The sequence below is a fragment of the Micromonospora sp. GCM10011542 genome (genome assembly GCF_042650685.1).
GTDB lineage: Bacteria > Actinomycetota > Actinomycetes > Mycobacteriales > Micromonosporaceae > Micromonospora.
Genome location: NZ_JBHSBO010000047.1, coordinates 26,137 through 48,865 on the forward strand (window position 1 = coordinate 26,137; position 22,729 = coordinate 48,865).

Sequence of the window (22,729 nt, forward strand, 5' to 3'; positions counted from 1 at the left end):
TGTTGTCTACCACGTCCGGCTCACAGCGGAAGCTCGGCGCGGATCTCGGTGGGGCCGCCGGGCGGGCTGAGCACGGCGAGGTCGCCGCCGACCGCCCGGACCCGGTCGGCGATGCCGACCAGCCCGTGCCCCTTGGCCAGGTGCGCGCCGCCCTGACCGTCGTCGTCCACCCGCACGGTCAGCCGGCGGTCGTGCCGGGCCACGCAGACCTGGCACTCGGTGGCCCGGCTGTGCTTGGCCACGTTGGTGAGGGCCTCGGCCACCACGAAGTACGCGGTGCTCTCCACCGCCGGGTCGAGCCGGCCGCCGGGCGTGCCCAGCTCGGGGTCCACCTGGATCTCGATTGGGATCAGCCCCCGCCCGGCGAGCGCGGCCAGGGCGCTGGGCAGGCCACGGTCGACCAGGATCGGCGGGGCGATGCCCCGGGACAGCGCCCGCAGCTCGGCCAGCGTGTCCCGGGTCTGGGTGACCGCCTCGTCGATGGTCCGTCCGGCGGCCTCCGGATCGGAGGCGAGCTGCAGCCGGGCCCGGCTGAGATCCATCGCGAGCCGGACCAGGCGCTGCTGGGGGCCGTCGTGGATGTCGCGTTCGAGCCGGCGCAGCGCGGACGCCTCGGCGGAGACGGCGGCGCGCTTCTGCTCCTCCAGCACGGTGATCCGGTCGCGCATCTCGGCCACCCCGGTGAGCATCGCCCGGGCGAAGCTGGCCTGCAGCAGCGCGCAGCCCCGGACCACGATCGGCAGGGTGATCAGGAAGAACACCCCGATCGCGGTGTTCAGCCCGATCCGGGCGGTGGTCGAGTCGCCCAGGCCGAGCAGCTGGGCCAGGTCGGTGTCGTCCTCACCGCGGGGCAGCGCGAAGTCGTACGCCCAGTAGAGCGAGCCGGCGATGGTGCCGGCCCACCACACCAGGGTCACCACGAAGGTGGCGACCGCCACGATCAACCGGAGTACGCCGTGTGCCAGGTCGAGCCACGACTGGGCGTCCCGCATCGGCACGAAGATCCGCCGCCAGGCGTTGGCCCCGGGCTCGGCCGCCTTGTAGTGCGGCCGTATCCGGGGCTGGCGCAGCACGGCGGGCAGTCGCAGCCGCTCGATGTCGGCCAGCCCCCGCGCGGCGTAAAGGGTGCCGCTGAGGATCGGCAGGCCGATCACGGTCACCACCAGCCCCACGCCGACGGCGGAGCCGACCACGAGGACGACGAAGCTGGCCACGGCCAGGGGCAGCCCGAGCAGCACGTACCCGGAGTCGAGGAAGAGCTGGCGCGGGATGCTCGGCGCCAGCGTCGGCTGGTCGGCGGGGACGGGAACGGCGGTCATGTCCATGAGGCTAGGCAGCGGCGCCCGTGCTCCCCATCCCGTCGTCCCGCCTCTCGCCCGTAGTGCTGCCCCTACCCCTGCAACGCCCACCCGGCGGCTGCGGCGCGGGATTGGTCAGAGAAGTCGGGATTGAGCAATAATCGCCGGGCGGCGCCGGCGGAGGCCGCCGGATCGATCTTGTGGAATGGAGGCCCTGGTGGAGCCGCGTCGCGAACCGACAAGATCGCGATTTGTGCACGTCTTCACAAGCGCCTACTCTGTAGTTCCGACGCGCCCTGCTAGCACAGCCGGCAACCTCGGTCGCCAGCGGGAGTCCCACAGCGGCCCACCAGCGGAGTTGGCCGAGGATCGCACCGCACGGAGTCTCATGAGTCAGCACCGTCACCCAGGCGTGCCCGGCCGCGCCGGTGCCGTACCGGCGCTCCCGGACCTTCCCGAGGCGACCGTCGCGCGTCTCCCGGAATACCTGCGCGCGCTGCACAACCTCGCCGACGCCGGGCACGAGACGGTCTCCAGCGAGGGCCTGTCCGCCGCCGCCGGGGTCAACTCCGCCAAGCTCCGCAAGGATCTCTCCCACCTCGGCTCGTACGGCACCCGGGGGGTCGGCTACGACGTCGCGCTGCTGATCGAGCAGATCGAGAACGTGCTCGGCCTCACCCAGCGCCGGGCGGTCGCCCTGGTCGGCGTGGGTAATCTCGGTCACGCCCTGGCCGGCTACGACGGCTTCGCCGGCCGGGGGTTCCGCATCGCCGCACTCCTCGACGCCGATGCGTCCCGGGTCGGCGAGGAGATCAACGGCCTGGTGGTCCGGCATGTCGACGAGCTGCCGGCGGTCGCCGTCGAGGAGTCGATCGCGATCGGCGTGATCGCCACCCCGGCCGCCGCCGCCCAGCAGGTGGCCGACCATCTGGTCGCGGTCGGCGTGACGAGCATCCTCAACTTCGCGCCGTGCGTACTCTCGGTTCCGGAGGGAGTCGACGTGCGCAAGGTCGACCTCGCCATCGAGTTGCAGATCCTGTCCTTCCACGAGCACCGCAAGGCGTCGCTGACCGCGCTCCCCGCCACCGGCGGGTCCGCCCTCACCGCTCTGCCCGGTGGGCTCGCGGCCACCGACACCCAGGAGGCGATCGGCACGTGAAACTGCTCGTCGTCGGCGCGTCCTACCGGACCGCCCCGGTCGCCACGCTGGAGCAGCTGGCGGTTCCCCCCGCCGACCTGACCCGCACCCTGGACCGCCTGCTCGCCCAGCCGTACGTCAGCGAGGCGGTGCTGGTCTCCACCTGCAACCGGGTGGAGGTCTACGCCGCCGTGTCCGGTTTCCACGGTGGGCTCGGCGACATCTGCGCCGTGCTGGCCGAGCACGCCGGCACCGCGCCGCCCGCGCTCGCCCCCCACCTGTACGTGCACTACGACGCGGCCGCCGTGGACCACGTCTTCCGGGTCGCCACCGGGCTGGACTCGATGGTGGTCGGCGAGGCGCAGATCCTCGGCCAGCTGCGTGACGCGTACCACTGGGCCACCGGCGCCGACTCCGCCGGCCGGCTGCTGCACGAGCTGATGCAGCAGGCGCTGCGGGTGGGCAAGCGGGCGCACGCCGAGACCGGCATCGACCGGGCCGGCCAGAGCGTGGTCACGGCCGCGCTGGAGCTGGCCGCCAGGCACCTCGACGGCGACCTCGCCGGCCGCCCGGCCCTGGTCGTCGGGGCCGGCGCGATGGGCTCGCTCGGCGTGGCCACCCTCTCCCGGCTGGGCGCCGGCCCGCTCACCGTCACCAACCGGGGCGCCGACCGGGCCGTCCGGCTCGCCGAGTCGTACGGCGCCACCGCCGCGCCGATGGCCGAGCTGACCGCGACGCTCTCCACAGTGGACATCGTAGTGGCCGCCACCGCGGCCACCGAACCGGTCCTCAGCCACGCGGTGGTCACCGGGGCGCTGGCCCGCCGCGACCCGGCCCGCGGGCCGCTGGTCCTGCTCGACCTCGCCGTGCCGCGCGACGTCGAGGAGGGCGTCGCCGAGCTGCCCGGCGTCGAGGTGATCGACATCGACCGGATGGCGGCGCTGCTGGCCGACGGTCCGGTCGCCGCGGACGCCGCCGCCGTCGAGCAGATCGTGGTCGGTGAGGTGGAGAGCTTCCTCACCTGGCTGCGCGGCGCCGACGTGGCGCCCACCGTGGCCGCACTGCGCGGTCGGGCCGACGACGTGGTCACCGCCGAGCTGCGCCGGCTGACCCAGCGCCGCCCGGATCTCAGCGACGACCAGCGCGCCGAGGTCGCCCGCACGGTGCACCGGGTGGTGCAGCGGCTGCTGCACCAGCCCACCGTGAAGGTCCGTCAACTCGCCGCGGAGCCCGGCGGCGATCAGTACGCGGCTCTGCTGCGCGAGCTGTTCGACCTCCAGGTGCCGCAGACCTCCCCGGTGGACACCGTCCCCGACGTGGTGACACCGGACACGGCCGCCCTGCTCGGCGTCGCGGACCCCACCGGGGCGCCCGACGCCGCCGACCCGACCGGGGCGTTCGGCGCCGCCGGTTTGACCCCGCCCACCGGAGGTGCGCGATGACCGCCCCGCTGCGTCTCGGTACCCGGGGCAGCGCCCTGGCGATGGCCCAGTCCGGCCAGATCGCCGAGGCGCTGACCGCGGCCACCGGCCGCCCGGTCGAGCTGGTCGAGGTGGTCACCGCCGGCGACCGCTCCAGCGCGCCGGTGCACCGGCTGGGTGTCGGCGTGTTCGTCTCGGCGCTGCGCGACGCGCTCGCCGCCCGGACCATCGACTTCGCGGTGCACTCCTACAAGGACCTGCCCACGGCGGAAGCCGGTGGGCTGCACATCGCGGCGGTGCCGACCCGGCAGGACCCGCGTGACGCGCTGGTCGCCCGGGACGGTCGCACGCTCACCGAGCTGGCCCCCGGCGCCACCGTGGGCACCGGCGCGCTGCGCCGCATCGCCCAGCTGCACGCGCTCGGCATGCAGCTGGAGGTCACGCCGATCCGCGGCAACGTGGACACCCGCCTGGCGCGGGTGCTCGGCCCGGAGGCCGACCTCGACGCGGTCGTGCTGGCCCGGGCCGGGCTGGCCCGGTTGGGCCGCGTCGACGTGATCACCGAGACGCTCGACCCGATGCTGATGCTGCCCGCGCCCGCCCAGGGCGCGCTGGCCGTGGAGTGCCGGGTCGACGATCAGGACCTGGTCGAGCTGCTCGCGGTGCTCGACCACGCGCCGTCGCGTTCCGCGGTCATCGCGGAGCGCGCGTTCCTGGCCACCCTGGAGGCCGGGTGCAGCGCACCCGTCGCCGCCTATGCGGAACTCGCCGAGGGCGACACCGGCGAGGAGATCTACCTGCGCGGGGCGGTGATCAGTCCGGACGGTACCCGTGACCTCCGGCTGTCCCGCACCGGAACGCCCGCCGACGCGGCGGAGATCGGTAAGGCACTCGCCGCCGAACTCCTCGAACTCGGCGCCGACTCGATCCTCGGCCAAGAAGGACACACCGGCCCGGGGACCCAGCAATTTGGGAGCACAGAATGACCCGCACCCGTAAGCCCGTCGGCCGTATCGCGTTCGTCGGGGCCGGCCCCGGCGACCCGGGCCTGCTGACCCGTCGGGCGCACGACGCCCTGGTTGACGCCGACCAGGTGATCTACGACCGGGGAGTCCCCGAGTCGCTGCTCAGCGTCGTGCGCGCGGAGGCCAGGGAGGACGCCGAGTTCACGCCCGCCGAGGGCGCGCCGGGGGACGTGGCGAAGGTGCTGATCTCGGCGGCCCGCTCCGGGCTGAACGCGGTGCACCTCGTCGCCGGCGACCCGTTCGGCCACGACTCGGTGGTCAAGGAGGTGCAGGCGGTGGCCCGCACCGCCGCCCACTTCGAGGTGGTGCCCGGGGTCGGTCAGGCCGAGGGCGTGGCCACCTACGCCGGGGTTCCGCTGCCCGGCGTCCGCACCGCCGCCGACGTCGAGGACGTCACCGCGCTGGACTTCGAGGCGCTGGCCGCGGCCGTCGGTCGGGGCTCGCTCGCGCTCGCCGTGGACGCCGGTGACCTCGCCGCCGTCCGCGACGGGCTGCTCGCCGCCGGGGTCGACGGCACCACCGGAGTCGGGGTGACCGGCGACGGCACCGGCGAAACCCAGTACACGACCACGTCGACCGTGGACAGCTTCGTGGCCGCGGCGCTCGGCTTCACCGGCCGCGTGGTGCTCACCATCGGTGTCGGCGTGGGCCAGCGCGACAAGCTGAGCTGGTGGGAGAACCGCCCGCTGTACGGCTGGAAGGTCCTCGTACCGCGGACCAAGGAGCAGGCCGGCGTGATGAGCGCACGGCTGCGCGCGTACGGCGCCATCCCGTGCGAGGTGCCGACCATCGCGGTCGAGCCGCCGCGCACGCCCGCGCAGATGGAGCGGGCCGTCAAGGGCCTGGTCGACGGCCGGTACGCCTGGGTCATCTTCACCTCCGTGAACGCGGTCCGCGCGGTCTGGGAGAAGTTCGCCGAGCACGGCCTGGACGCCCGGCACTTCGGCGGCGTCAAGATCGCCTGCATCGGCGAGGCGACCGCCGACGCGGTCCGCGCGTTCGGCATCCAGCCGGAGCTGATCCCCGCCGGGGAGCAGTCCTCCGAGGGGCTGCTGGCCGAGTTCTCGCCGCACGACGAGATCCTCGACCCGGTCGGCCGGGTGCTGCTGCCCCGCGCCGACATCGCCACCGAGACGCTCGCCGCCGGGCTCACCGAGCGCGGCTGGGAGGTCGACGACGTGACCGCGTACCGGACGGTGCGGGCCGCGCCGCCGCCCGCCGAGATCCGGGACGCGATCAAGTCGGGCGGCTTCGACGCGGTGCTCTTCACCTCGTCCTCCACCGTCCGGAACCTGGTTGGCATCGCCGGGAAGCCGCACGCGCGTACCGTTGTTGCCGTCATTGGGCCCAAGACGGCGGAGACCGCGACGGAGTTCGGCCTGCGCGTCGACGTCCAGCCGCCGCACGCCTCGGTGCCCGACCTGGTGGAGGCGCTGGCCGCCTACGCCGTTGAACTGCGCGAGAAGCTCGCCGCCATGCCGGCGAAGCAGCGCCGCGGTTCGAAGGTGCAGGGGCCGACCGCCCTCCGCTTCCGGTAGTCCGCACCGAGGAGGCCCCTCATGCCGTACCCCGAGATCCGGCCCCGCCGGCTGCGTCGCAACGCCGCCGTGCGGCGGCTGGTCTCCGAGACCCGCGTCGACCCGGCCGAGCTGGTCGTGCCGATGTTCGTCAAGGAGGGGCTGACCGAGCCGCGCGCCATCGGGTCACTGCCGGGGGTGCTCCAGCACTCCCGGGACTCGCTGCGCAAGGCCGCCGTCGAGGCGGTCCAGGCCGGGGTCGGCGGGATCATGCTCTTCGGGGTCCCGGAACGGCGGGACCCGACCGGCTCCGGCGGCATCGACCCGAACGGCATCCTCAACGTCGCGATCCGGGACGTGGTGGCCGAGGTCGGTGACGCCACCGTGGTGATGAGCGACCTGTGCCTGGACGAGTTCACCTCGCACGGGCACTGCGGGCTGCTCACCCCCGACGGCGGCGTCGACAACGACGCCACCCTGGCCGCGTACGCCGAGATGGCGGTGGCCCAGGCCGCCGCCGGGGTCGGCGTGGTCGGGCCGTCCGGGATGATGGACGGCCAGGTCGGGGTGGTCCGCCGGGCCCTCGACGCCGCCGGCCACCAGGACGTGGCCGTGCTGGCGTACGCCGTGAAGTACGCCTCGGCGTTCTACGGCCCCTTCCGTGACGCGGTGGAGTCGGCGCTGGAGGGCGACCGGCGCACCTACCAGCAGGATCCGGCCAACCTGCGCGAGTCGCTGCGCGAGGTCGAGCTGGACATCGCCGAGGGCGCCGACATGGTGATGGTCAAGCCGGCGCTGCCCTACCTCGACGTGGTGTCGGCGGTCCGGGCCGCGGTGGACGTACCGGTCGCCGCCTACCAGGTCTCCGGCGAGTACGCGATGGTCGAGGCGGCCGCCGCGAACGGCTGGATCGACCGGGAACGGGTGATGCTGGAGACGCTCACCTCGATCAAGCGGGCCGGCGCCCAGATCATCCTCACCTACTGGGCGGTCGAGGCCGCTCAGCTCCTGCGCGAGCGCTACTGACCCCAGGCGCGGTCAGACGAACCCGGCCAGCGGAGCCGTAACGCTCCAGCCGCCCCGACCAACCACCCTGCTCCGCCTTTGCTCTGCACCCACGACGGCGACGGTTACGGTCCGCTACCGGCGCATATCGAACTGCAGAGCAAAGGGGGGCGGACGTGGGGTAGGTGCGGCTTCGGCTCGTTATCCACAGGGGAACTGGTTGTCCACAGGCGCGGCAAGCGGGATTGCGACGTGCTGCGTCAGTCGGGACGGTAGCGGCATGAGCGATTCGTCACCCCCAGCCGAGCCCATCCTGCCCACCGAGCCCTCCGACACGCCTTGGCCGGCGGCCGGCATCGTGCGCGCGGTCCGTCGTCGCGCCGACCTGAGCCAGCGCGAGCTCGCCCGGTGGGCGGGTGTGCACCACGCCACCATCGGCCGGATCGAGGCCGGTCGGATGGTGCCGAGCATCGTCCTGCTCCGGCGCATCATCGGTGTCGTGGGCTGTCGGCTGGCTGTGGTGGACGAGTTCGGCCGGGTGCTGAAGCCGATGCGGGACTGGCAGGACACCCGCAACGGCGCGGAACGCCGTTACCCGTCGCACCTGGACACCATCCTCGACCCGGAGCCGGGGGAGTGGTGGGCGGACGTCTACGGGTTGGCCCGTCCACCCGAGACGTTCTACCGCGACCGGGCGGTTCGGGACGCGATGCGGCGGCGCAGTCAGTGGGAGGTGCGTGTGGCCCGACACCGGCACCTGCCCCCGCCGCCGTGGCCCTCCCGGGGGATTCTGACCTAGCAACGAGCGAGACCCGCCGATCCGGTACGAATCGGCGGGCCTCGTCGGCATCGCGTGACGTCAGTCGTCGTTGCCGATGGTGCCCGTCGCTAGCGGATCGGCCAGGCGCAGGCCCGGCACACCCGCCACCACCAGCGTCAGCGTCTCGTCGGCCTCTCGCCGCCGGTCACCGCGTACGGTCACCGGGAAGGTGACCGACGTCTGCCCGGCGGCCAGCGTCTTGCAGCCCACGTACGGCTCGAAGTCCGAGCCGGCCTGCGCCGTGCCGCCGTAGGTCGCGGCGCAGAGCAGCACCGGCTGGGACAGCGGCCGGGACACGGTGGCGGTGAAGGCGAGCTGCCGGGTGCCCTGGTCGCCCTCGACCACCGTGGCGTCGGCGACGGTCAGCGACGCCCGGGAGCGGAACCGGGCCACCTGCGGGTCGTGGTCGCTGGAGCCGCGCGAGCCGTCGCCGGTGAACTCCGCCGGCCAGTCGGCGTTGATGTGCGCCGCCCGCACCTGCACCAGGTCCGCGTAGAGGGCGTCGTTGACGAACAGGTGGTCCAGCGTCTGCGCCTGCCCCTCGAAGCTGTACGAGTACGCGGAGGCCGGCACGTCGGCGACCACGTTCTCCCACAGGTTGTGCAGGCCCGCCTCGTAGAGCGGGGCGAGCTGATCCGACGGGGTGGGCCGATCCGCCGTGGCGATCGGGTCGTCTGGGCGGGGGAACACGTTCAGGTCCCCGCCGTAGACCACCCGGGCGTGCGCGTCGGCCGCCTCGATCGCGCTGACGATCGCCGCGCCGTACGCCGCCTGCTCCCGACGCTGCCCGATCCGGCCGTCCGGGCCGGAGGAGTAGTGGTTGCTCAGGGCGTACAGGGTGAACCGCTCGGTCGAGCCGGGCGCTGCCGCCACGGTGAACTTGCCGAGCTGCGGAGCCCGGGTGAAGACGTTGTTCCCGTCCTTGCCGGTGGAGGTGTCCACGTCGGCCGGCAGCACCGCGTTGAGCGCCTTCGGGTTCTGCACGTCGGCGTTGCCCGGCAGCCCCGGTGCCCGGTACTGGACCGTCGGCGCCGAGCCGAGCAGCGGGTCGGACGCGGTCGCCTCCGCCAGCGACAGCCGGTCGGTGCGGTAGAGGAACGCCGCGGTGATGCCGCGGGCGTCCGCACCGGTCCGGTCGTACGCGGCGGCGTACGCCGGGCCACCGGCTGCCGCCACCGCGAGCGCCAGCTCCTGGATGGTGTCCGGCGCGCCGTCGGCGTTGTTGGTGTCGCCGCAGGCCAGCGCCGTTCCCGAGACGGCGCAGATGTCCTGGTCCTCGGCCTCCTGCACCAGGATCAGGTCCGGGGCGTGCAGGTCGGTGGCGATCTGGTCGGCGAGCGAGTTCAGGTGCTCGCGGTAGTCCGCCTCGCTGGCCGGCACGTAGTCGAACGGCGGGCTGACCCCCGTGCAGCCGGCGTTGCCGGCGAAGTCGCAGCCGTCGAACGGGTCGTCCCGGTAGTCGTAGAGGTTCTCCACGTTGTAGGTGGCCACGGCCACCTCCTGGGACCGGTCGGCCGGCTTCGGCGGGTTGTTCTTCGACGGGTCGGCCCCGGCGTCGAACTCGGCCCGCTCCACCTGCACGCCGTACTTCTCGAAGGAGTAGTAGACGCCGCCGACGGCGTCGTCGCGCAGCGTGTCGAAGGTGTGCGCCGGCGGCAGCAGCGTGGTGCTGTCCCCGCTGGTGCCCTTCACGCCCATGCTGCCCAGCAGCACCCGCTGGCCGTTGCCGTCGTCGAAGCGGCGGGTCGGGTCGTTGTCCAGCGGGTGCGCGTCCCGGAACACCCGCCGGGCGTACGGGTCGGCCCGGTTCAGCAGCGGGTCGTCCCGGTCGATCACCCACAGCTCGGCGTCGGCGGTGGAGGAGAAGACGTCCCGGCCGCTGACCGCGCCGCTGCCCGCCCGCACCCGCAGCCGGGCGCCCTCGTGCCGCTCCCACCAGCGCCGCGCCTCGGTCAGCTCGACCGGTGGCACCGCGTCGGTGACCTGGACGGCGGTGTTCACGTCGACGCCCGAGGCGACCTTGCGGACCAGCGAGGCGCCGGAGAGCTGGGTGAGGTTGAAGTACTCCGACACCCGGGCCCGGAGCAACACCTCGTCGCCGACCGTCGGCACGTAGCCGCCGATCAGCGAGGTGAACGAACCCATGAACACGAAGATGCCGTCTGAGCTGGTCGGGTCGCCGTCGGTGTCGCCGGTGCGGCTCTGCAGGAAGAACCCGCGCTGCTCCGCGCCCGCCGAGGTGCGGGCCAGGGTGAGCTGGGTGATCACGCCCCGCACGTCGTACAGCGCGCTGCTGGTGCCGTTGCCGCTCGCGGGCGCGAGCGGGGACCGGTCGGCCGGGCCGGACTCGGCGTCGGTGGTCGGGCCCTGCACCTCGCCCACGGTCAGCTCCCGGGTCACCTGCACGGCGAGCGCGCAGGTGGCGGTGCCACCGCCGGCGTCGGTCGCCGTCACCGTGACGGTGTACGCCCCGGCGGCCAGGTCGGCGCTCGCGCCGATCGTGGCGCGGGCCGTGCCCCCCACCCCGTCGGCCGGGGTGAGCGCGGTGCGGCTGATCGAGCCGGTGGCCGGGGTCGGGCTGACCGCGCTGACCGCCAGGTCGACGACCGTGTCGTCCGGGTCGGTCGCGGTGACCTCCCGGGTCGCCGCGGTGCCCGCCGCGGTGACCAGGGCCGGACCGCAGGTCAGCGTGGCCGGCTGGTCCACCGGGCCGCCCCCGTCCACGGTGTGCGCGCCCAGCCCGTCGAACGTGTCGACCGGAAGGCCGGACCACTGGGCGGCCGGGTCGAAGGCGTCGGACGGATCGGTGTCGCCGGCGGTCACGGTCGGCAGCCGGCGCAGGGTGTTGTCCGCCGTGCTTGTGGCGCCCGCGCCCCACTCCGTGCCCGGGTCGACGCCGACCTGGCCGATCGAGTCGAGCACGGTGGTGCCCCGACGCAGGACGATCGCGTCGTCGCCGTTGAACAGGCTCGCGCCGGTGGTCTGGTCCGCCTGGGCGAGGACGGCGGGAGCGGCCGAGGCGCTGGCGAACACGAACGCGTCGCCCGCGGCGACCGTGCCGGTCAGCGCGATCGTGGTGGCCGTGGTGGAGCCGTTGAAGTACAGCTGGAGCTGGTAGCCGGCGGCGGCCAGGTCGACCGTGGCGCCGGTGCCGTTGAACAGCTCGATCGCCTTGTTGTTCGACGAGCCTTCGACGTACTCCGAGATGAACAGGTCGGTGGGCGCGGCGCTGGCCGCGGTTGGTGCGACGCCGAGGGCCGTGACGGTCACGGCGGCGGTGGCGGTCGCGAGCGCGGCGATGGTGCGGCGCTGGCGCATAGGGCCTCCACGATGGGTGGACGGGGGTCAACGCACGTTAAGGTGCCCGCCTGTCCAGCGTCCATCCCCCATCGGACACTTTCGTGAATTCCTCAGCGCGGCGCGTCGAGGCGGTGCACCAGCTCGGCCACGTCGACGCTGTATTCGCACCAGTCGCGGTCGGGCCGGTAACCCAGCTCGGCGTTGACCTTGAGCATCGCCTCGTTGGCCTGCGCGTTCCAGGTCTGCACCTCGACCAGCTCCGACTCGGCCGAGCGCAGCTCCAGCAGCATCCGCGCCTTGATCGCCCGGTCGATGCCGTAGCCCCGGTGGTCCTGCGCGACGATCGTGTCGTACTGGTCGGCCCGGGTCGGGTGCTGCGCCGGCACCACCACCTCGGTCAGGCCGGCGACCTCGCCACTCTGCTCGTGCAGGGCGAGCACGATGTACGGCTTCATTCCCCGCCGGTGCAGGGTGTCCAGGCTGTCGCGCAGCCGCTGCGGGTCGTACGAGCTGGGGCGCAGCTCGCCGTCGTCGACGTCGCGCACCTCGGCCTTGGCCCGCGCGTACGCGTCGATCAGCTCGTCCGGCGGGCCGCCCGGGTAGAACTCCAGGTGGTAGCCGGCACCGATGCCGGTGGCCATCTCGGCCAGCTCGGCCCAGTCGACCGTGGTCAGGTCGAGCACGCTGCGGGTCTCCACGTACTCCCTGGTGAAGCCGAGCGACTCGTAGAACGCCACCGCCGGCGTGTCGCCGACGACCTCGACCCCGATGGACTGGAAGCCCTCCTGGTAGACCCGGCGGGCCGCGCGCAGCACCAGGTCACGGCCCAGACCGGTGCGCCGGACGGACGGGTGCACCAGCACCTCCAGCACCCCGATGTCGCCGAGGAGCAGCACGTGGACCTGCCCGAGGACCGCGCCCGACTCTCCGGGTGCGGTCGGCTCGGCCTGGGCGACCCAGGAGATCCGCCGTTCGCCGGGCATCACCTCGGCGAGGTATTCCCGCAGGGAGTTCTCCCGCCACGGCGGGTCCTGCGGCAGATCGGCCGCGAGGACCGCGTTCAGCGTGTCCAGCAGCGACGCGATCTCGGCGGACGACGCGGTCCTGGGGTCCCACTCGCGCACCATCACCCGTCTAGCTTGCCGCTAACCGTTGCCCGGGGGAAGTGTCCAGTTCTCCAATGTATGCGGACGATCACTTCACGTGCGGCTGGCCTGTCCGTACCGGTTCGCGGTGTCGTAGACGTCCTGGGCGTACCGGCGGACGTCGTTGTACGACAGGATGGCGTTCCACCAGTCGCCGGGGATGCTCAGGTTGCGGCCCCCCTTGCACAGGTAGTTCGCCGCGGCCAGGGCGGCGTCGTCCAGGTCGTGCGGGTCCTTCACCCCGTCGTTGTCGGCGTCCGCGCCGATCTCCTGCCAGGTGGTGGGGATGAACTGCATCGGCCCGATCGCGTGGTCGAAGGTGGCGTCCTTGTCCATCACCCCCCGGTCGGTGTCGATGATCCGCATCCGGCCGTCCTTGCCATCCAGCGGCAGGCCGATGATCGGCGGGAGGGCCTTGCCGTCCTGGCCCAGTCGGGCACGGTTGGCGGTGCCGTGCCCGGACTCGACCTGGCCGATCGCGGCCAGCGTGGTCCAGCTCAGCGCGCAGCTGCGGTTGGTTTGGGCGAGCACCAGCTCGGCGTAGCCGTACGCCTGCATGGCCACCGCCGGGATGCCGACCTTGGCGCTGACCTGCTGAGCCCACCCGGCGAGCGCGTCCGCGGGGCGTCCACCGAGCACCGGCCCGCCCGCCGGACCGGTGGTCATCCCGCCGGTGGGCAGCGGACCGGTCGGCAGCGGCCCGGTGGGCAGGGGTACCCCGCCGAGCGGGCCGGACGGCGCCAGCGGCCCGCCGGCCGTGGTCGGGGCGACCGAGGCGTCCACGGCGACCGGCCGGGGCGCGCGCACGGCCGCCGGGACGAGCAGGGCTCCCGCCGCGGCGGTCGCCGCCACCAGGGCGAGCAGGAAGACCCCGGGCAGGGTGAGACGGCCGCTGGGTCGGCGGGCCCAGGCCCGGGTCGCCCGGACCGCGGTCGCCGTCGCCTGGCGCGGCGGCGGCAGCCGTACCGCGTGCGCGAACGGCACCCGTCGGCGGCGACGGGCGGCGTCGGCGGCCGGCGCGACGGGCGCACCGTCCACCTTGGTCTCCGTGGTGGCCGGGGCGTCGCCGGCCACGGCCGCGGCGGCGGCTGTGGTGTCGTCGGTCGTCCCGGCGGCCACAGTGGTCGCGGTGTCGCCGGCAGCGGGGGCGTCGGCGGTGGGGTCAACCGTGGCGCTGTTGGCGGGAGTCTGCGGATTTTCGGGCCCGGGCGTTTCCGAGCTCAGCCAGGGCCGGCGGGGGCGGGGCAGGCCTCGCGGCGCCGGGTCGGGCGCCGCGCCGGACTCCGCGAGCGGCCCGTCCATCGGCGCGGCCGGTCGAAGCGGTCGCACCCGGGTCTTGTCGTCGCCGTCCACCACCCGTCGAGTATCACCCATGCCCCGCCGAGCGTCAGGCCCGCACGTACCCTGTTGCCATGCCACGGTACGAGTTCCGCTGCCGCGCCTGCGGCGACACCTTCGAGGTCAACCGTCCGATGGCGGCGGCCGGCGAGCCGGCCACCTGCCCACAGGGGCACGCCGACACGGTCAAGCTGCTCTCCGCCGTCGCGGTCACCGGCCGGGGCGCGGGCGGCTCCGGCGGCGGTGCCCCGGCGCCCGCCGGCGGCGGCTGCTGCGGTGGAGCGTGCGGCTGCTGACCGGCCGGTCGGCAGCACCGCCCGGCGGGCCGGCCTTGCCGCGAGCGGGCCTGAGTGGCACCTTGAGGCGGCACCTGCCCGACCGTTCTCACGATGCGTGATCGCTCGGATTCAGGCAGCATGGACCCGACGTCACGGGCGGAGGTTCGACGCATGTCGCCACGGATCCAGCTCCCGAGCGGGTGGGTGACCTTCGTGTTCACCGACATCGAGGGCTCGACCCGGCTGGCCCAGCTGCTCGGGCCGGACTACCGCCCGGTGCTGAGCGAGCACCGCCGGCTGCTGCGCCGCACGCTCGCCGCCACCGGCGGCGCGGAGCTGCTGACCGAGGGCGACTCGTTCTTCCTGGCCTTCGACGACGCGGCGGCGGCGCTGACCGCCTGCCTGACGGCACAACGGGCGCTGGCCGACCACGACTGGCCCACCCCGGACGCCACGCCCCGGGTCCGGATGGGCCTGCACACCGGCTACGCCGAGCCGCGCGACGGCGAGTACGCCAGCCCCGAGGTGCACCGGGCGGCCCGGGTCGCCGCCGCCGCGCACGGTGGGCAGGTGCTCTGCTCGGCGTCCACCGCGCGCCGCGCGGCGCCGCTGCCGCCCGGGGCGACCCTGCTCGACCTCGGCCTGCACCGGCTACGCGGCTTCGACGACCGGGAACGGCTCTTCCAGCTGGTCGCCCCCGGTCTGGAGCGGCAGTTCCCGCGACCGCGCACCGCCGACGCGGTCGCGCACAACCTGCCGACCCAGGCCACTTCGTTCGTCGGCCGGGAGGCCGAGCGGGCCGAGCTGCACCGCCTGGTGCAGGAACACCGGTTGGTCACGGTGCTCGGCGCGGGCGGCGCCGGCAAGACCCGACTCGCGGTGGAGCTGGCCAGCGGGGTGGTCGAGGCGTACCCGGACGGGGTGTGGTTCGTCGACATCGCCGCGGTGACCGATCCGGGGCTGGTGGCGTTCGCCATCGCCGCCGTACTCGGAATGCGGCCGGAGCCGGGCCGGCCGATGCTGGACACCCTCGTCGAGTACGCGGCCGGCCGGCAGATGCTGGTCGTACTGGACACCTGCGACTCCCAGCCGTCGGCCTGCGCGGAGGTCATCGCCCGGCTGCTCTCCGGCGGCGGTGGAGTCCGGGTGCTGGCGACCAGCAGGGAGTCGTTCGGCCTGCCCGGCGAGGTGGTGTGGCGGATCCCGCCGCTCTCGGTCGACCCGCGCCCGGACGGCGCGGAGAGCGACGCGGTGGCGCTGCTGCTGGACCGCACCGCGGCGGCCCGGGGTGGCCGGCAACCGGACCCGGCCGAGTCGACCGACCTGCGGCGGGTGGTGCAGCGGCTGGACGGGTTGCCGCTCGCCATCGAGCTGGCCGCCGCCCGGCTGCGGGTGCTCTCGGTCGGGCAGCTCGCCGAGCGGCTCGACGACGTGCTCGGCACGCTGGACGCCGGCCGCGAGGACCCGGAGCCGCCGCCGGTGGAGCGCGGCTGGTCGGGCAACCAGCAGGACACCGTGGACCTGGTCGCCGCCGCTGCCGGGGCGACGCCGCCCACCCCGGCGAGCCGGGCCGTGCAGCGCTCGGCGACCGAACGGCACCTGACCATGCAGGCCACCGTCACCTGGTCGTACCGGACGTTGGGGCCGCGCGCGAGCCGGCTGCTGCGCTGGATGGCGGTCTTCGCCGGGCCGGTCGACCTGGCGACGGTGGAGTGGCTGCTCGGTGACGACCCGCTGGATCCGCTCTCGGTGCTGGTGGACAAGTCGATGGTGCTGGCCGAGCCGCGCGCCGCGGGCAGCACCTACCGGATGCTCGACCCGATCCGGGCGTACGCCGCCCGGCGGCTGGCCGAGGCGGGCGAGGAACAGGCCGCCCGCAACCGGCACGTGGCCTGGTCGGCGCACGCCCTGGAACGGGCCCACCTGGGCCCGGACGGCCGCCCGGTGACCCTGTCGCTCTACGCCCTCGACCCGCTGGCCGGGGAGCTGCGCGCCGCGCTGCGCTGGTGCGCCACCGGGGGTAGCGCCCGGGCGGGCCTGGGGCTCGCCGGCGGGCTGGACCAGTGGTGGCGCGAGCGGGGGCTGGCCCGGGAGGGGCGGCTCTGGCTGTTCCGGCTGTACGGGCGGATCGCCGAGACCGGCGAGCGGATCCCGGAGGGGGAGCTGGCGGCGGCGTACCACATGCACTCGCTGCACGCCGGCGCGGACGGTGAGTTCGCCGAGGAGCTGCGCTTCTCCCAGCGGGCCGAGGCGGCGGCCCGGCAGGCCGGGGATGCCGGGCTGCTGGCCCGGGTGCTCGCCGGTCGGGCGGCGCCGCTGATCGACATGGGGCAGTTCACCGAGGCCGAGCGGGTGTGCCGCGAGGTGATCGACTGGGCGCACGAGCAGGACGTGGTCGGCGAGGCGCTGTTCGCCGTGTTCAGCCTGGCCGAGCTGCTGTGGCGGCGGGGCGCGCTGGAGGAGGCGGCCGACCTGCTCGGCGCGGCCCGACCGGTGGAGGCGGTCCGGCCGGTGGAGCGGGGTCGGCGCTCGGTGGACATGCTGCTCGGCATGGTCGCACTGGCCCGCGGCGACGTGATCGCCGCGCACGAGCACCTGCTGGTGGCGCTGCGCTCCCGGATGAGCCACGGCTACCACGGCCGGGCCTGCGACACGCTCAACGCGATCGCGGTGCGCTGCGCGATCGGCGGGGATCCGCTGACCGCCGCGCGGCTGTTCGGCGCGGCACAGGCGACCCGGGCCAGCATGCGGTCCACCCCGGGCATCTACGGCGGCTACTGGGCGGATCGGCAGGCGGAGCTGCGCGGCGTACTCGGCGATGCGGCCTTCGACGAGGCGTACGGCGAGGGTGCGGAGCTGGGGTTGGAGGAGGCCGCCGGGCTCGCGCTCGACGTGGAGCACCCGGACCTGGCGGCGGATTCGACCCGCTTCAGCACCGGCCTGTCCCCCCGGCCGGCCCCACGCCGTCCGGCCGACCCCGACCCCGACCGCCACCCCGCCACCCGCACCGAACGAGCCTGACCCCAGCCCACCCCCGTTGATCATGAGGTTGACGGCAGTGGTGGAGACCGAAATCGCCGCCAACCTCATGATCAATGCCGAGGTGGGGTGGGGTCAGGAGCGGGCGGCGCGGCGTTCCGCGTCGGCCTTCATGCGGGCGGCCCGGTCGATGTCGGCCTGCTGCACGGCTGCGACGGTCCCGAAGATGTCGACCGCCTGGTAGTAGGTCCAGGCCAGGCTGTAGCAGGCCGGCCGGACGACCACGTTGTAGGTGGCGCACACCCGCTTCAGGTCGGCGTAGAAGGCACTGTCCACCCGGGACTTGTTGGCCGGAAACTGGCCGACCGCCTTGTAGTTGCGGTAGCCGAAGTCGTGCCGGTAGCAGGAGAGGTTGAAGGTGAAGCCGAGCGGGTTGTCCGGGCTGGACGAGCAGTAGTCGGTGGACCAGTTGAAGGCGTAGTCGGCCCAGGCGGCCCGGTTGAGTCGGGCGGAACTCCAGGAGTTGTAGCTGGTCGCGCTGGTCTGGGTCCAGCTGGACAGCACCGAGAGCCGCTGTTCGGGGGTGACGGCGGCGGCGGGGGAGGCGATGGCGAGCGTGGCGAGCAGCGCGAGCGCGCCCGAGGCGAGCAGGGTGGCGAGACGTCGGGGCACGGGTTACCTCCGCGGGGGTGAGCGGGACGGAAGTTACCGGCGGGTTACCGGGATTCGACAAGTCTCGATCAACTGATCAACTTGTCGGTATGTGTCTCGCCAACTATTGGTGACATGCGTCGAAACAGACGAATGCCCCGGGTGCGGGGTGCACCCGGGGCATTCGGAGAGGGTCGTACGGTCAGCGCAGAACGAAGGCCGGCGGGCTGGCCGGGCTCTCGTTGGACAGCCGGTCCAGCGTGGTCACCAGGTAGGTGTACCGCTGGCCGTGCTCGGCCGTGCGGTCCACCCAGGACTGCACCGCGCCGGGCGTGGCCCGGACGGTGTCGACCAGGTGCGCCGCGTCAGCGGTGGCGCACCGACCGGGCAGCGTCGTGCCGTCGAAGCGGTAGATCGCGTACGACGTGGCGGTGCCCAGCGGGCCGGCGCCGTCGGCGGGCTGCCGCCAGGTCACCCGTACGCCGTCGGCCTGCCGCTCGGTACCGGTCACCACGGGGAAGAGCAGCGGCTTGGCCGGCAGGTGCGGCATGGCCGGTACGAGTGCCGGGCGGGAGTAGTGCTCGGCGGCGTAGATGTCGGTGGCGCCGAGCCGGTTGGCCCGCACCTGCACCGCGGAGAAGTGCACGTTGCCCTGCACCTCGGGGTACGACCGGTTGAGCGTCAGGTGGTCGGACAGCTCGCGCGGGTTCTGCCAGAACGGTCCGTACGCCGGATCGCCGCTCTTGTAGTCGGCCTGGCCGATGTAGAGCTGCACCCGGGTGCCGCGCACGGTCTCCGCCCACCACGGCACCAGCCGCGCGTAGTCCGCCGCCGGGTACTGGCCGATGTACCAGTAGAGCTGCGGCACCACGTAGTCGATCCACTCCTGCTTGACCCACGTGCGGGTGTCGGCGGAGATGATGTCGTACGACTGGCTGCCGGTGGTGTCCGAGCCGAGCGGGTCGGCGGCCTTGTTACGCCAGATGCCGAACGGGCTGACCCCGAACTTCACCCAGGGCTTGGCCGCCTTGATCCGCGCGTTCATCTCCTGGATCAGCAGGTTGATGTTGTCCCGCCGCCAGTCGGCCTTGTCGGTGAAGCCCCGGTGGTACGCGGCGAAGGTGGCGTCGTCCGGCACCTGGTGGGTGCCGCTGGGGTACGGGTAGAAGTAGTCGTCGAAGTGCACACCGTCGATGTCGTACCGGCTGACGGCGTCCATCATCGCGGTCTGCACGAACTCGCGGACCTCCGGGATGCCGGGGTTGTAGTAGAGCCGGCTGCCGGCCACCCCGGCCGGCGGGTAGGCGAAGGTCCAGTCGGGGTGCTGCCGGGCCGGGTGGCCGGGGGCGAGCAGGTTGAGGTCGGCGCCGGCGCCGCCGGGGGCCGGCATGGAGACGCGGTACGGGTTGAACCAGGCGTGGAACTCCAGGTTGCGCTTGTGCGACTCCTCGACCAGGAAGGCCAGCGGGTCCCAGCCCGGGTCCTGGCCGCGTACTCCGGTCAGGTACTCCGACCAGGGCTCGTACGGCGACGGCCAGAGGGCGTCGGCGGTCGGCCGGACCTGCACGACGACGGCGTTGTGGTTCAGCCGCTCGGCGAGGTCGAGCAGGCCGCGGTACTCGGCCTGCTGGGCGGCGATCCGGTCCGGGCTGCTCTGCGACGCCTTGCTGGGCCAGTCGATGTTCACGACCGAGGAGATCCACATCGCCCGGAACTGCCGCTTCGGCACGGCCGGGTCGGTGGTGCAGCTGGCGGTCGGGGTGGTGTCGGCCGCGTCGGGCGCGGCGCTCGCGGGGGTGGCGGCGACGAGCGCGCCGAGCAGGGCTGCGACCAGCCCGGCGGCTCCGAGCCGAGGTGCCTTCATGCGGTGTGTCCCTCCGTTGGGGCTCCCGTGGCAGGTTCTCGCGGCGCTCCCGGCAAGATTCGCCGTAGGCTATCTGCCGCTGGTAGGAAATTTTCACACTCGGCACCGTCCCGCAAGGGTCTGCACCCGATCGATTCCCCCACTGCGGGTTCGGACGGTCCGCACCCGATCGTCCCAATGCAGCCAGTGACCGCGATCGCACTTTCCGTCGTGACCAGATCGGCATGAAGCGTGACGGTTGGCGGCGATCCGTGATGGGTAGCAACGCCGGTCACCGGCCGCCGCGATGGTGGTCGCACGGTGGGAAGGGGTGAACGGGTGTCCGTGCTGCGTACCAAACCGATCAAGGACGTGATAGCCCAGAGCGAGGCGGACGGCACCGACGGTGGGCCGGGGCTGAGGAAGCGACTCGGTGCCGTCGACCTCACCGGCTTCGGCATCGGCATCGTGATCGGTACCGGCATCTTCACGCTGACCGGGATCGAGGCCCGGGACAGCGCCGGCCCGGGCGTGGTGATCTCCTTCGCCATCGCCGGCGTGGTCGCGCTGCTCGCGGCGCTCTGCTACGCCGAGCTGGCCTCCAGCGTGCCGACCGCCGGCAGCGCCTACACCTACGCGTACGCCACGATGGGCGAGATCGTCGCCTGGATCATCGGCTGGGACCTGCTGCTGGAGTTCGCGCTCGGCGCGGCCGTGGTGGCCCGCGGCTGGTCCGGCTACCTGGCCGAGCTGCTCGACCTGCCGACCCGGTGGTTCGGCGAGGAGGGCAGCACGGTCAACATCGGCGCGATCGCCATCGTGCTGATCCTCGGCGTCGTGGCGATCATCGGCGTCCGCGAGTCCGCCCGGATCACCAACCTGCTGGTCCTGGTCAAGGTGGCCATCTGCGTCTTCGTGGTGGTCGCCGGGCTGTTCTTCATCAAGGCCGCCAACCTCAGCCCGTTCGTCCCGCCGGCCGAGCCCGCCGGTGCAGGCGACGACGGCATCAAGCAGCCGGTCACGCAGGCGCTGTTCGGGCTGGAACCGTCCGTCTTCGGGTTCGTCGGTGTGCTCAGCGCCGCCGCCGTGGTCTTCTTCGCGTACACCGGCTTCGAGGCCGTGGCCAACATGGGTGAGGAGACCCGCAAGCCGCGCCGCGACCTGACCCTGGGTCTGCTCGGCACGCTGCTGATCTCGACCGTGCTCTACATCGGCGTCTCGCTGGTGGTGGTGGGCATGCTGCCGTACACCGAGATCGACCGGGGCGCCCCGATCGCCTCGGCCTTCGAGTCGGTCGGCGCCGGCTGGGCGGCCGTGCTCGTCTCCATCGCCGCGGTCGCCGGCCTGACCAGCGTCATCCTGGTCGACCTGGTGGCGATGGGCCGGATCGGCTTCGCCATCGCCCGGGACGGGCTGATCCCGCCGTCGATCGCCGCGGTGCACCCGCGCTGGGGCACCCCGTACCGGATCTCCGCGGTCATGACCGCCGCGGTGGCGCTGCTGGCCGGCTTCCTCCCGCTGTCCGCCCTGGCCGACCTGGTCAGCATCGGCGCACTCTGCGCGTTCGTGCTGGTCTCCGTGGCGGTGCCGATCCTGCGTCGCAAGCGGCCCGACCTGGACCGGCCGTTCCGGGTGCCGTTCTCCCCGGTGCTGCCGATCGTCTCGGCGCTGGCCTGCCTCTACCTGATGCTCAACCTGTCGGTGGAGACCTGGATCCGGTTCCTGATCTGGATGCTGCTCGGCGGCCTGATCTACTTCGGCTACGGCCACCGCCGCAACCGGCTGGCCCGGCGGGCCTCCTCGCCGGAACCTGAGTCTGCCGCCGTGTGATCGCTGAGTGGGGTTTCGGTGGTCGCGGGCCGTGGGTCGGTCGCGCTTCCTCTTCGTGTACGCGACAGCGCGGCACCCGATCGTGTCGGGTGCCGCGCTGTCGGTGTCTCCCCCGGCTGTTCGGCCTTCGGAGAGTCCTTGGTCAGGGCTTCTTCTGTGGCTCTGCCGTCGGGCCCTTGACGACCGGCTTGCCGTTCTCCCAGATGACCTCGTCGAGCCAGAGCTGGCGGCCCGGGTCGGTCGTGCCCTCCTGGCCGGGCGGCCAGGCGTGGTAGAGCAGCCAGGTCCTGTCGTCCTTGACCACCATCGAGGCGTGGCCGGGGCCGGAGGCGGCCTCGTTGCTCTTCAGGATCGGGTTCTCGGCCGCCTTCACGCAGGGCCCGGTCGGGCTCTCGCAGACCGCGTAGCCCTCGGCGTACTCGGCCCGGTCGTAGGCGTTCGCCGCGAAGAACAGGTACAGCCGGCCGTCCTGGCGGTGGAAGAACGGCCCCTCGATCAGGGTGCCCTCCCACGGCTCGGTCTGCTTGAGCAGCTTGGTCGGCTCGCCGACCAGGGTCAGGCCGTCGTCGGAGAGGCGCTGCGACCAGAGCCAGGTGTCCACGCCGATGGCGTTGCCGTCGTTCTTCCACAGCAGCCAGAGGGTGCCGTCGGTGTCCCGGAACGGGCTGGCGTCGATCGCCCCGCCCAGTTCGGCCTGGCAGATCAGCGGGCCGTCCGAGTCGTCCCGGTACGGCCCCTGCGGCGCGCTGGCGACCGCCCGCCCGACGCACTGTCGCCGGGCTTCCCGCCCGGCGACGGTGTAGTAGAGCAGGAACCGGTCCGGGGCCAGCTGGATCGCCTCCGGCGCCCAGGTCTTGCCGGCGTCGGCCCAGTCCGGCAGCACCGGCAGGGCGTCCCCGGCCTCGGTCCAGTCGACCAGGTCCGATGAGGTGAGCACCGGGACGTTGCGGCCGCCGGCGTTGGTGTGGAACAGGTACCAGGTGTCGCCCACCCGGATCGCCTGCGGGTCGGGGGCGTCGGTCTTGACGACCGGGTTGGTGAACATGCTCGGGTCGCTCCCGCTGCTCGTGGGGGTGGGCTCGTCGCCGTCGGCGCAGCCGCCGACGAGAAGTGCGGCAGCGATCACCATCGCTGCCGCACC

Annotated in this window: 16 protein-coding genes; 9 read left to right on the top strand and 7 right to left on the bottom strand. The window is 73.4% G+C overall.

Features of this window, described 5'->3' with window-relative positions; genetic code table 11:
• Positions 1 to 20 precede the first annotated feature (20 nt).
• Positions 21 to 1,319: a sensor histidine kinase gene (locus ACFOW4_RS17025; protein ID WP_377528774.1), complete on the bottom strand. Its 1,299-nt coding sequence runs from the start codon at positions 1,317 to 1,319 to the stop codon at positions 21 to 23.
• A 367-nt stretch (positions 1,320 to 1,686) separates the two neighbouring features.
• Between ACFOW4_RS17025 and ACFOW4_RS17030 the strand changes: the two genes are divergently transcribed.
• From ACFOW4_RS17030 to ACFOW4_RS17055, 6 genes are all read left to right on the top strand, one after another.
• A complete protein-coding gene (locus tag ACFOW4_RS17030) occupies positions 1,687 to 2,457 on the top strand; it encodes a redox-sensing transcriptional repressor Rex (protein WP_377528776.1) in 771 nt (256 codons plus the stop codon).
• The gene (locus ACFOW4_RS17035) at positions 2,454 to 3,878 is read left to right on the top strand and encodes a glutamyl-tRNA reductase (protein WP_377528778.1); all 1,425 of its coding nucleotides are present in this window, start codon (positions 2,454 to 2,456) and stop codon (positions 3,876 to 3,878) included. Before ACFOW4_RS17030 ends, ACFOW4_RS17035 begins: the two co-directional genes overlap by 4 nt.
• Entirely contained in the window at positions 3,875 to 4,843 is a 969-nt protein-coding gene (gene hemC, locus ACFOW4_RS17040; RefSeq protein WP_377528780.1) for a hydroxymethylbilane synthase, read from the top strand. The genes ACFOW4_RS17035 and hemC overlap by 4 nt, the downstream gene beginning before the upstream one ends.
• A complete protein-coding gene (locus ACFOW4_RS17045) occupies positions 4,840 to 6,420 on the top strand; it encodes a uroporphyrinogen-III synthase (protein WP_377528781.1) in 1,581 nt (526 codons plus the stop codon). Before hemC ends, ACFOW4_RS17045 begins: the two co-directional genes overlap by 4 nt.
• A 21-nt stretch (positions 6,421 to 6,441) precedes the next feature.
• Positions 6,442 to 7,425, top strand: coding sequence for a porphobilinogen synthase (gene hemB / locus ACFOW4_RS17050; protein ID WP_377528783.1), 984 nt, complete (start codon positions 6,442 to 6,444; stop codon positions 7,423 to 7,425).
• Between the two features lie 259 nt (positions 7,426 to 7,684).
• A complete protein-coding gene (locus ACFOW4_RS17055) occupies positions 7,685 to 8,203 on the top strand; it encodes a helix-turn-helix transcriptional regulator (RefSeq protein ID WP_377528785.1) in 519 nt (172 codons plus the stop codon).
• Between the two features lie 60 nt (positions 8,204 to 8,263).
• Here ACFOW4_RS17055 and ACFOW4_RS17060 read toward each other — a convergent pair whose 3' ends face one another.
• From ACFOW4_RS17060 to ACFOW4_RS17070, 3 genes are all read right to left on the bottom strand, one after another.
• Positions 8,264 to 11,542 (bottom strand): lamin tail domain-containing protein, encoded by a 3,279-nt coding sequence (locus tag ACFOW4_RS17060; RefSeq protein WP_377528787.1) that lies wholly within the window; start codon positions 11,540 to 11,542, stop codon positions 8,264 to 8,266.
• A 92-nt stretch (positions 11,543 to 11,634) separates the two neighbouring features.
• Positions 11,635 to 12,651, bottom strand: coding sequence for a GNAT family N-acetyltransferase (locus ACFOW4_RS17065; RefSeq protein ID WP_377528897.1), 1,017 nt, complete (start codon positions 12,649 to 12,651; stop codon positions 11,635 to 11,637).
• Between the two features lie 72 nt (positions 12,652 to 12,723).
• The gene (locus tag ACFOW4_RS17070; protein WP_377528899.1) at positions 12,724 to 14,025 is read right to left on the bottom strand and encodes a lytic murein transglycosylase; all 1,302 of its coding nucleotides are present in this window, start codon (positions 14,023 to 14,025) and stop codon (positions 12,724 to 12,726) included.
• A gap of 56 nt (positions 14,026 to 14,081) precedes the next feature.
• Between ACFOW4_RS17070 and ACFOW4_RS17075 the strand changes: the two genes are divergently transcribed.
• Together ACFOW4_RS17075 and ACFOW4_RS17080 are read left to right on the top strand one after the other, a co-directional pair.
• Complete coding sequence (locus tag ACFOW4_RS17075; protein ID WP_377528788.1) at positions 14,082 to 14,303, top strand: zinc ribbon domain-containing protein; 222 nt, start codon at positions 14,082 to 14,084, stop codon at positions 14,301 to 14,303.
• Between the two features lie 153 nt (positions 14,304 to 14,456).
• The gene (locus tag ACFOW4_RS17080) at positions 14,457 to 17,306 is read left to right on the top strand and encodes an ATP-binding protein (RefSeq protein WP_377528790.1); all 2,850 of its coding nucleotides are present in this window, start codon (positions 14,457 to 14,459) and stop codon (positions 17,304 to 17,306) included.
• Positions 17,307 to 17,399: 93 nt separating this feature from the next.
• On the opposite strand, the gene ACFOW4_RS17085 is transcribed toward ACFOW4_RS17080, so the two are convergent.
• Positions 17,400 to 17,936 carry a phospholipase gene (locus tag ACFOW4_RS17085; protein ID WP_377528791.1) on the bottom strand — a complete coding sequence of 179 codons (537 nt, stop codon included), beginning with the start codon at positions 17,934 to 17,936 and terminating at the stop codon, positions 17,400 to 17,402.
• A 181-nt stretch (positions 17,937 to 18,117) separates the two neighbouring features.
• Positions 18,118 to 19,779 (bottom strand): family 10 glycosylhydrolase, encoded by a 1,662-nt coding sequence (locus ACFOW4_RS17090; protein ID WP_377528793.1) that lies wholly within the window; start codon positions 19,777 to 19,779, stop codon positions 18,118 to 18,120.
• Between the two features lie 318 nt (positions 19,780 to 20,097).
• Here ACFOW4_RS17090 and ACFOW4_RS17095 point away from each other — a divergent pair, with 318 nt between their 5' ends.
• On the top strand, positions 20,098 to 21,588 hold the full coding sequence (locus ACFOW4_RS17095) for an amino acid permease (protein ID WP_377528795.1): 1,491 nt from the start codon (positions 20,098 to 20,100) through the stop codon (positions 21,586 to 21,588).
• Between the two features lie 142 nt (positions 21,589 to 21,730).
• On the opposite strand, the gene ACFOW4_RS17100 is transcribed toward ACFOW4_RS17095, so the two are convergent.
• The gene (locus tag ACFOW4_RS17100) at positions 21,731 to 22,717 is read right to left on the bottom strand and encodes a glycoside hydrolase family 43 protein (RefSeq protein WP_377528797.1); all 987 of its coding nucleotides are present in this window, start codon (positions 22,715 to 22,717) and stop codon (positions 21,731 to 21,733) included.
• Positions 22,718 to 22,729 lie beyond the last annotated feature (12 nt).

What these genes read in the sequence shown, in the direction of transcription:
- ACFOW4_RS17025 (WP_377528774.1), bottom strand. Translation starts at nt 1,319, where the DNA reads ATGACCGCCGTTCCCGTCCCCGCCGACCAGCCGACGCTGGCGCCGAGC.
- ACFOW4_RS17030 (WP_377528776.1), top strand. Translation starts at nt 1,687, where the DNA reads ATGAGTCAGCACCGTCACCCAGGCGTGCCCGGCCGCGCCGGTGCCGTA.
- hemC (WP_377528780.1), top strand. Translation starts at nt 3,875, where the DNA reads ATGACCGCCCCGCTGCGTCTCGGTACCCGGGGCAGCGCCCTGGCGATG.
- ACFOW4_RS17045 (WP_377528781.1), top strand. Translation starts at nt 4,840, where the DNA reads ATGACCCGCACCCGTAAGCCCGTCGGCCGTATCGCGTTCGTCGGGGCC.
- hemB (WP_377528783.1), top strand. Translation starts at nt 6,442, where the DNA reads ATGCCGTACCCCGAGATCCGGCCCCGCCGGCTGCGTCGCAACGCCGCC.
- ACFOW4_RS17055 (WP_377528785.1), top strand. Translation starts at nt 7,685, where the DNA reads ATGAGCGATTCGTCACCCCCAGCCGAGCCCATCCTGCCCACCGAGCCC.
- ACFOW4_RS17060 (WP_377528787.1), bottom strand. Translation starts at nt 11,542, where the DNA reads ATGCGCCAGCGCCGCACCATCGCCGCGCTCGCGACCGCCACCGCCGCC.
- ACFOW4_RS17065 (WP_377528897.1), bottom strand. Translation starts at nt 12,651, where the DNA reads ATGGTGCGCGAGTGGGACCCCAGGACCGCGTCGTCCGCCGAGATCGCG.
- ACFOW4_RS17075 (WP_377528788.1), top strand. Translation starts at nt 14,082, where the DNA reads ATGCCACGGTACGAGTTCCGCTGCCGCGCCTGCGGCGACACCTTCGAG.
- ACFOW4_RS17080 (WP_377528790.1), top strand. Translation starts at nt 14,457, where the DNA reads ATGTCGCCACGGATCCAGCTCCCGAGCGGGTGGGTGACCTTCGTGTTC.
- ACFOW4_RS17090 (WP_377528793.1), bottom strand. Translation starts at nt 19,779, where the DNA reads ATGAAGGCACCTCGGCTCGGAGCCGCCGGGCTGGTCGCAGCCCTGCTC.
- ACFOW4_RS17100 (WP_377528797.1), bottom strand. Translation starts at nt 22,717, where the DNA reads ATGGTGATCGCTGCCGCACTTCTCGTCGGCGGCTGCGCCGACGGCGAC.